Genomic DNA, 6921 nt, shown 5'->3' with positions numbered 1-6921 from the left:
TCAATGGATTCTCAAGAACCGTTATTGACTGGATACTCCTTCATATCTTGCCCTTAAAGTCAAGTACAATTTATACCAAATTAGATGAGCTTACCCTGCTACTAACCCATCTCAAGCTGATGTGATTACTGACTTCACTTCCGACGATAAAATCAAGTTGATTGGTGCCACTTTCAGTCAACTTACCTTTGAGTCGGTGAATGTCATCTTAGATGGGGTGATGCCTCTAACTGCAACGGCGATCAAATCTGGGAATGACTACTTGGGATTGGTTTATAATGTGAATCCAACTGCTTTTAATAGTGGCTCTTTTTTGTAAGATTGCTGGGGAAGAAACTATAGGCTAGGCCATCACAGGGAGGCGATCGCACTAACCGGAGGTTTGAGCTTTGGCCAGTTAGCAATCACTCAAAATAATCCGGGAACACTTATCAAAAACCTCTTGACAGGGGAGGAGTTAGGTGTTATAATTAGAGTGAGTGCGAATCTTCACATATCAACAAATTTTCGGCTTTAGAGAAGGAAAAAAAGGGCGATCGCCTTAGTCCCCCTCGGCTCGGACGAAAGTTTGTGTAGAGGGCAATCGTTGCCCCGATTTCAATCGCAGAGTTATCTATGAACCCGATTAAAACATATCTGCCGGGTCGGCTTCTTGCAGCTTACGAGTGGCAATTGCTCCCGAAATAGTGCACATAATGACGTTCAAAATTAATACTGCAATTGCTCGAACCAGCGTCATATAAAGGGGTAAATTTGTAGCTTTGCGAGTTAAAGAGTAGAGGCAGAAAGAGACTCCTACTCCCGGCAAGAAACCGAGGATGGAAAGAATTAGAGCTTCTTCAAAAACGATGCCGAGTAAATAAACATTGCGGTAGCCCATCGCTTTGAAAGTAGCGTATTCTCCCATGTGGTCGCTGACATCGGTTGAGAGAACTTGATAAACAATAATCACCCCAACTACAAAACCCATCGCGACGCCTAAATTAAACACAAAGCCGATCGCAGTATTCTTAGCCCAATAGTTTTTCTCAAAATCAATAAATTCTTGTTTGGTTAGTACCTTGACATCCTCCGGTAAGTATGCTTTCAAAACTTGTTGAACTTCCACGGGGTCAGCACCCGGTTGCAGTTGAATTAACCCGGCATTAACACTCGCGGCGTTTTGTCTGGGAAACAGGCGCAGGTAATTTTGATCGCTAGTCATCAAAATACCGTCGGCGGCAAAAGATGCTCCAACTGTGAATAAACCGCTGACGTTAATCGTGCGTCGCTCAACCTCAGCTTTAACGGCTTTTCCTTCAGCGATTTGTGCGATCGTTCCTTGGTACTCTCCCCTAGAAGCTCGATCGAACAACACGGTATCCGGCAATTTAATCGCGCTCAAATTTTGGTTAACTTCGGGAAGCGCAAACGCAGGGTGGTTGGGATTGAAACCGACCACCATCAGCGACGTTTCGCGCCGAGTTTCGGGATTTTTCCAGTTAGCAATTTTCACGTAAAGCGGCTCGGCTGATTTTACGCCCGGTACGTTCATTGCTTGATACAATCTGCGCCTGGGGAAGGAAGACAAATTAATCAAATTTCGCGCTTGGGGGTGAATCAAAACTAAGTCTGTTTGCAAGGTTTGATGGAGCCGCGTATTGCTGGTGTAAAGGGCATTTTGAAAGCCTAACTGCATGAACATCAAAACGTCAGCAAAGGCAATTCCTGCTACTGCAACTAGCATTCGCCCTTTGTCGTGACTCAGTTGCAGCCATCCGAGGGGAGTTCTGCGTCTTAACTGTTCTAAGGGTTTTATTAGTCCAATCATAGGATTTTAGATTTTAGATTTTGGATTTTGGCTTGAAGAAAGCGACCCTGCGGTTTAAGACTTCTTAATCTTTAATTTCCCCGATCGCCACTTTGACTTGCAAATTGGTTAGTCCCGCTACTTTCTGGCTGGAAGCTGCATCTAGGCGCACTTTTACTTCCACAATTCGACCATCAATATTCGCAGAAGGATCGGTGTTAACAATGTTTTGCCGCTGCACTTGCAAACCAATATATTCGACAGTTCCTCGCAATTCGCCGGTCAAAGCATCGCTAGTAATTTTGGCGGTTTGTCCGAGGCGTACTTTGTCCACATCGCTTTCGTAGATTTCCGCAACAGCCAGCATCTCGCGAGTTTGTCCGAGTTCGACAATGCCGTCGTTTCCCACCCTTTCCCCCGGATGCGTGTGAATTTTCAGGACTTGGGCGTCTCTGGGAGCACGGATGTAAGCTAGATCCAGATTGGCTTTGGCGCCTTTGGCTGCTGAAGCGGCGGAACTGACTTCGGCGGCGGCTGCTGCTATGTCAACGGGACGCACTTCGGCGATGCGATCGAGATTTGCCGTGGCTTCATTAATCTGCTGTTGTCGAGATTCCTGAATTTGGCTGAGTTTGGCTTGGGCTTCGTTAATTTGCTGTTGGCGAGATTGCTGAATTTGATTCAATTTGGCTTGGGCTTCGTTAATTTGCTGTTGGCGCGATTCCTGAATTTGATTCAGTTTTGCCTTTCCTTCGTTGAGTTGCTGTTGAGTTGTTTCGGCTGCGAGGCTTTTGCTGTCGCTAGTTGAGGCGGAAATTGCTCCCTGTTCATAGAGTTGGGAGTAGCGCTGATCCTCGCTTTGGGCGTTGCGGAGTTCGGCTTGTAGGCGGGCAATTGCGGCTTTTTGAGTTTGAATTTCCCCTTGCTGTTCGGCCCTCAAGCGAGCAATTGTGGCTTGTTGCGCTGCGATTTCGGTGCTGCGATCGGCGGATAAACGGCTGACGATCGCCTGTTGCGCTGTGATTTCGTTGCTGCGATCGGCTTGTAAACGGCTAATAGTCGCTTTTTGGGCTTGAATTTCCCCGTTTTTGGCTCCAGCTTTCACTTTTGCTAGATTAGCCTGGGCGACGCGCACTTGTTCTTGAGCTTGGTCGAGGGCGGCTTGCAGGCGATCGCGGCTGTCCAAAATTGCGATCACTTGACCTGTTTTCACCCTGTCTCCCTCTTTGACTAAGAGTCGATCTATCCGGTTTCCTTCCGTCGCACCGGAGGCGGAGACTTTAATTACTTCTCCTCGCGGTTCCAGTCGCCCCAAGGCTGTAACTGTCGTTAATTGGGATGCTGCGACGGCTGCGGCTGCCGCTACTGCGTTGGGATCGGGTATGCGCGATCGCCAGATCGTGTAGCCTGTGATTCCCCCTGCGGCCAGGGTTGCTACTGCTGCCACAACTAGGAGTTGTTTAACTAGGGATGGAGTTGAGGATAAGCCGTCTGCTGTTGGTTGGTGTACCATGACATACCTCTTTTTGAGGAATAAAACTAAACCGTTTAGTTCTGATATGTTTTAATACTAAACCGTTCAGTATAATGATGTCAAGATCCCAAATAAAAATTACAGAAGCAAGGTATGGCAAGGACAAAACCGATCGAATCAGACACAGCAGCAAGTGACAAAACCGAGCAAATCCTGCAAGGTGCGATGCAAGAATTTTTAACCCACGGCTACGCGGGGACGAGTATGGACAAGGTAGCGAAGACGGGAGGAGTTTCCAAAGCCACGGTTTACAGCTATTTTGCAGATAAAGAAGGATTATTCGTTGCCTTGGTACAGCGGCTGGCGCGAGAAAAAGTCTCTTTTATAGTTCTGGATGAAGAACCGGCCGTAGCGCTGCGATTCGTTGCCACAACTCTATTAGAGCAGGTGACGCAGGAACCTGAATTTCTCAATTTTGTGAGGTTAGTGATTGCGGAGTCGGGGCGTTTTCCCCAGCTAGCGCAGACTTTTGTGAAAAACTTAGCTAAACCGGGTATCGATCGGCTTACTCAATATTTGGCATCGCATCCAGAGTTAAAATTGCCCGATCCGGAGGCAACGGCGCGTATTTTTATTGGATCGCTGGTATATTTCCAGTTAACGCAGCATATGATGCACGGCAAAGATATTATTCCAATGGAGCGCGATCGACTCATCGACGGTCTGCTGCACTTGATTTTAGGCCGGCAGTCCAATTCCTAAGTGCGATCGACAGAATCTAGGAATTTTATTTGAGAACGATCGCAGCCCTAAAGAGCAAGATCCCTTTATGGCTGCGATCGCAGGTTTTAGTCAGGTGTTTTTCCTAACCTGTCCCTCAATTCCTCCGCCGATAACTGCGGCAGTTGTTCTACAAACAATGTCAATTCTGCCACAGGCAATGCCAATAAATTAGTAACGGCTGTAGGCAGAAGATCGCCCAATTCAGGTGATCGAATTTGCAACGCACTTTCAGCTAACAATTTAATCGCTGCTTCACGCCCTGTTTCATCGACTGTCAGCATCGATATTGCCAGCAACAGCACTGTAAATTCCGCCGCAGCCAACTTGGATATTGGAGAGAGAAAAACAGTCATTTTAGGACTTAATTCTCCAAATCTAACTCGCAGAAAATTTTCTAATATTAAGCGCTGTTGTTCTTGTCTACCTCGTTCTAGTCCTTGTTCTAGCCCTCGTTCTAGTCCCTGTTCTAACCCTTCTTCTCTAGCTTGTCGCTGTGCTGCTTGTATTTGTTGTTGAAAAAGTGGTGCAATGGCCATAATTAACTCCCGCTCTTCTGGCTCTAATTCTTGTGGCGCATCGGTTACTAAATTTGACTGTAACCGATACAGCAATTCTAGCGCGATAATCCGCAACGGATCGTCAGCAGCTAAAGCGCTTAATTGGGCAATAGCCCTTTGCTGCACTCCCCCTTTGCCCAAAATCCTCAACCACAGGGTGTCTGGAGTTTCTGGCAACTGGTGAATCGCCACAATTGCAGTTCGCAAAGATTCACCCAAAAAATAAATTCCCTGCATCCAATTCTCTGTGTCTGGTATCGCATTAAAGCTATCTACCAATGCTTTCGATGCTGTGGGCATCAAAATCCACAGTTTGGGTAACTGAGCGTCATCATAGCGAGTATTTTCTCTCCTAAATTTTCGCTCCAACTCACCTCGCACATCCAATAACTTGCCCAGACAGCTACAAATTTCGCTGACGTTTGCCGGATTGCGAAACGGTTCAAAAATGGCAGTTGTGTTTGCCATTTTTCCCAACAAGCCCAGGGTTTCTGAGTATTCGGGAATTGCGGTGCTGGGAGTGAAATAAACATCGATTTCTCGGACTTCGGAAGTCACATCTCTGCCGACATTGACCGTTCCGATCGGCGACAGCAATTCCTCCAGATATTCTTTGGCAAAAAGATCGTGAATAAATCGCGTCATATAAATTATTTTAAACACTAAAGAGATTTTTTAGCCGTTTTCTTACCCATTCTACAGGATTTTCATCCTCTTCTGCTGCATCTACTAATTCCATTTCTCGCAATAATTGCTGTCTCTCGCTTAGCTCTTCTTTGTGTTTGACTATTTCTTGAATAATCTGTTCAGATAAATCAGGTCGTTCAGTTAAAACTTTCTGGAAACCTTCTTTATTGATTGCAAACAAAATTGTTTCTTCCAAAGCTCTCACCGAAGCAGTTCTTGGTATTCCCAACATCAAAGAAAGTTCCCCCAAAAACTGACCAGTGCTGAGGTTATTCAGGTGTTTGTCAATAGCTTCCACAAAAACTTCGACTGAACCTGAAAGAATCATGTAAAAAGCATCTCCAGGGTCGTTTTCGTGAAATAAAAATTCTTGCGATCGCAGCCGTTTGCGGTATCCAACTTCAATCAATTGCCGCAATTCGAGATCCGTCAGATTTTTAAAGTATTCCACCTCTCGCAGCAAACAGCTAAGGGACGATTGCTTTTTCATTTCTTCTACAAAAATCGGCATTTTTTGCTGGTTTGCAGAGGAAGTGTTCCTGATTTCAATTGGAGTTTCTTTTTGGTTAAACATTGACAACAGAACTTCGGGATTTTGCAAATAAATTTCTCTGTTATTGAAGGGGAAGTCAATTTTATGTTGGCGGAAATTGTATTCAATCGCAAAATTCAAAGAACTTTTAATTAATTCTCTTTCAGTCGGCCTGTCCGTCCACACTAAAAGTTCAAATTTAAAACTATCATCACCAAACTCCACAAACAATACTTTCGGATTAGGTTCGTACAAAACTCCCCCTTCCGCGTAAGCAATATTCAACAGAGTTTCAGTCACTAACAGCGGGTTACTATTCTCGGCTACTTCTACGGGAACTCGCAGACAGAGTAGCGAGTTTTCGTAACTCCAGTTAACAATTTTGTTGCTAATCATTTTGCTGTTGGGAACTATGACGCTGGAGTCATCATTAGTTTGGATGATGGTCGATCGAATCGAGATTTTTTTGACAATTCCCATTAATCCTTCTAATTCCACAAAGTCTCCGACTTTCACGGGTCTGTCTAAAAGCAGCGTTAAGCCGCTGACAAAATTAGTTGTTAAATCTTGGATTCCGAAGCCAATTCCGACTCCCAATCCCCCCGCAACTACTGCAAAAGAAGCGAGGTTGAAGCCAATGCTTTGGATGGCGACGATACCCCCCAAAGCGACTATTAAATACCCAATAATTACGGCGATCGCTTCCCGGTTTCCCTCGTCAATTCCCAGTCTAACGAGCAAGCTTTCTTTAAGAAAATTCGTAAAAGCTCGCGATATGACGAGGACAGCCATGAACAATAAAATCAGTTCCAAGAGTGACTGCAGGGATACAGGATTATCACCTATTTTAAATAGGGTTGCTGTAAACATTTGGATGATTTTGAGCAAGAATTCTTCGGGTATTGTATTCAATTTAAATCCAGGGAGTAATGATTTTTTTCAGATTTTAAGCTTATGGGAATAAGGAATAAAATTTTTACTGCCAAGTTTAACAATCAAGGCAGGAAGTCGTTTTTACCAAATTTTAATGTATTTTTAGGCTCATAAAAAACTTATTTTTTTACATAGGTATGTCGTTATTCAGACTAAGCCGTTATCC

Annotated in this window: 6 protein-coding genes; 2 read left to right on the top strand and 4 right to left on the bottom strand. The window is 44.8% G+C overall.

Features of this window, described 5'->3' with window-relative positions:
* Positions 1–121: 121 nt before the first annotated feature.
* A complete protein-coding gene (locus QT996_RS23955) occupies positions 122–319 on the top strand; it encodes a hypothetical protein (RefSeq protein WP_333049568.1) in 198 nt (65 codons plus the stop codon).
* A 306-nt stretch (positions 320–625) separates the two neighbouring features.
* Here the strand turns inward: QT996_RS23955 and devC are convergent, their stop codons facing one another.
* Complete coding sequence (gene devC, locus QT996_RS23950) at positions 626–1810, bottom strand: ABC transporter permease DevC (protein ID WP_333049566.1); 1185 nt, start codon at positions 1808–1810, stop codon at positions 626–628.
* Between the two features lie 64 nt (positions 1811–1874).
* The gene (locus tag QT996_RS23945; protein WP_333049564.1) at positions 1875–3302 is read right to left on the bottom strand and encodes an HlyD family efflux transporter periplasmic adaptor subunit; all 1428 of its coding nucleotides are present in this window, start codon (positions 3300–3302) and stop codon (positions 1875–1877) included.
* A 114-nt stretch (positions 3303–3416) separates the two neighbouring features.
* Here QT996_RS23945 and QT996_RS23940 point away from each other — a divergent pair, with 114 nt between their 5' ends.
* Entirely contained in the window at positions 3417–4025 is a 609-nt protein-coding gene (locus QT996_RS23940; protein ID WP_333049562.1) for a TetR/AcrR family transcriptional regulator, read from the top strand.
* 86 nt (positions 4026–4111) lie between these two features.
* Here the strand turns inward: QT996_RS23940 and QT996_RS23935 are convergent, their stop codons facing one another.
* Together QT996_RS23935 and QT996_RS23930 are read right to left on the bottom strand one after the other, a co-directional pair.
* Positions 4112–5248 carry a flagellar assembly protein H gene (locus QT996_RS23935; RefSeq protein WP_333049560.1) on the bottom strand — a complete coding sequence of 379 codons (1137 nt, stop codon included), beginning with the start codon at positions 5246–5248 and terminating at the stop codon, positions 4112–4114.
* A gap of 10 nt (positions 5249–5258) precedes the next feature.
* On the bottom strand, positions 5259–6734 hold the full coding sequence (locus tag QT996_RS23930; RefSeq protein WP_333049558.1) for a mechanosensitive ion channel domain-containing protein: 1476 nt from the start codon (positions 6732–6734) through the stop codon (positions 5259–5261).
* Positions 6735–6921: the final 187 nt, after the last annotated feature.

The organism is Microcoleus sp. S13C4, assembly GCF_036700865.1.
In the GTDB taxonomy this organism is placed as follows: Bacteria; Cyanobacteriota; Cyanobacteriia; order Cyanobacteriales; family Microcoleaceae; genus Microcoleus.
Note: the sequence above shows the minus strand (reverse complement) of the source record. Positions and strands in the feature narration are given on the sequence as shown.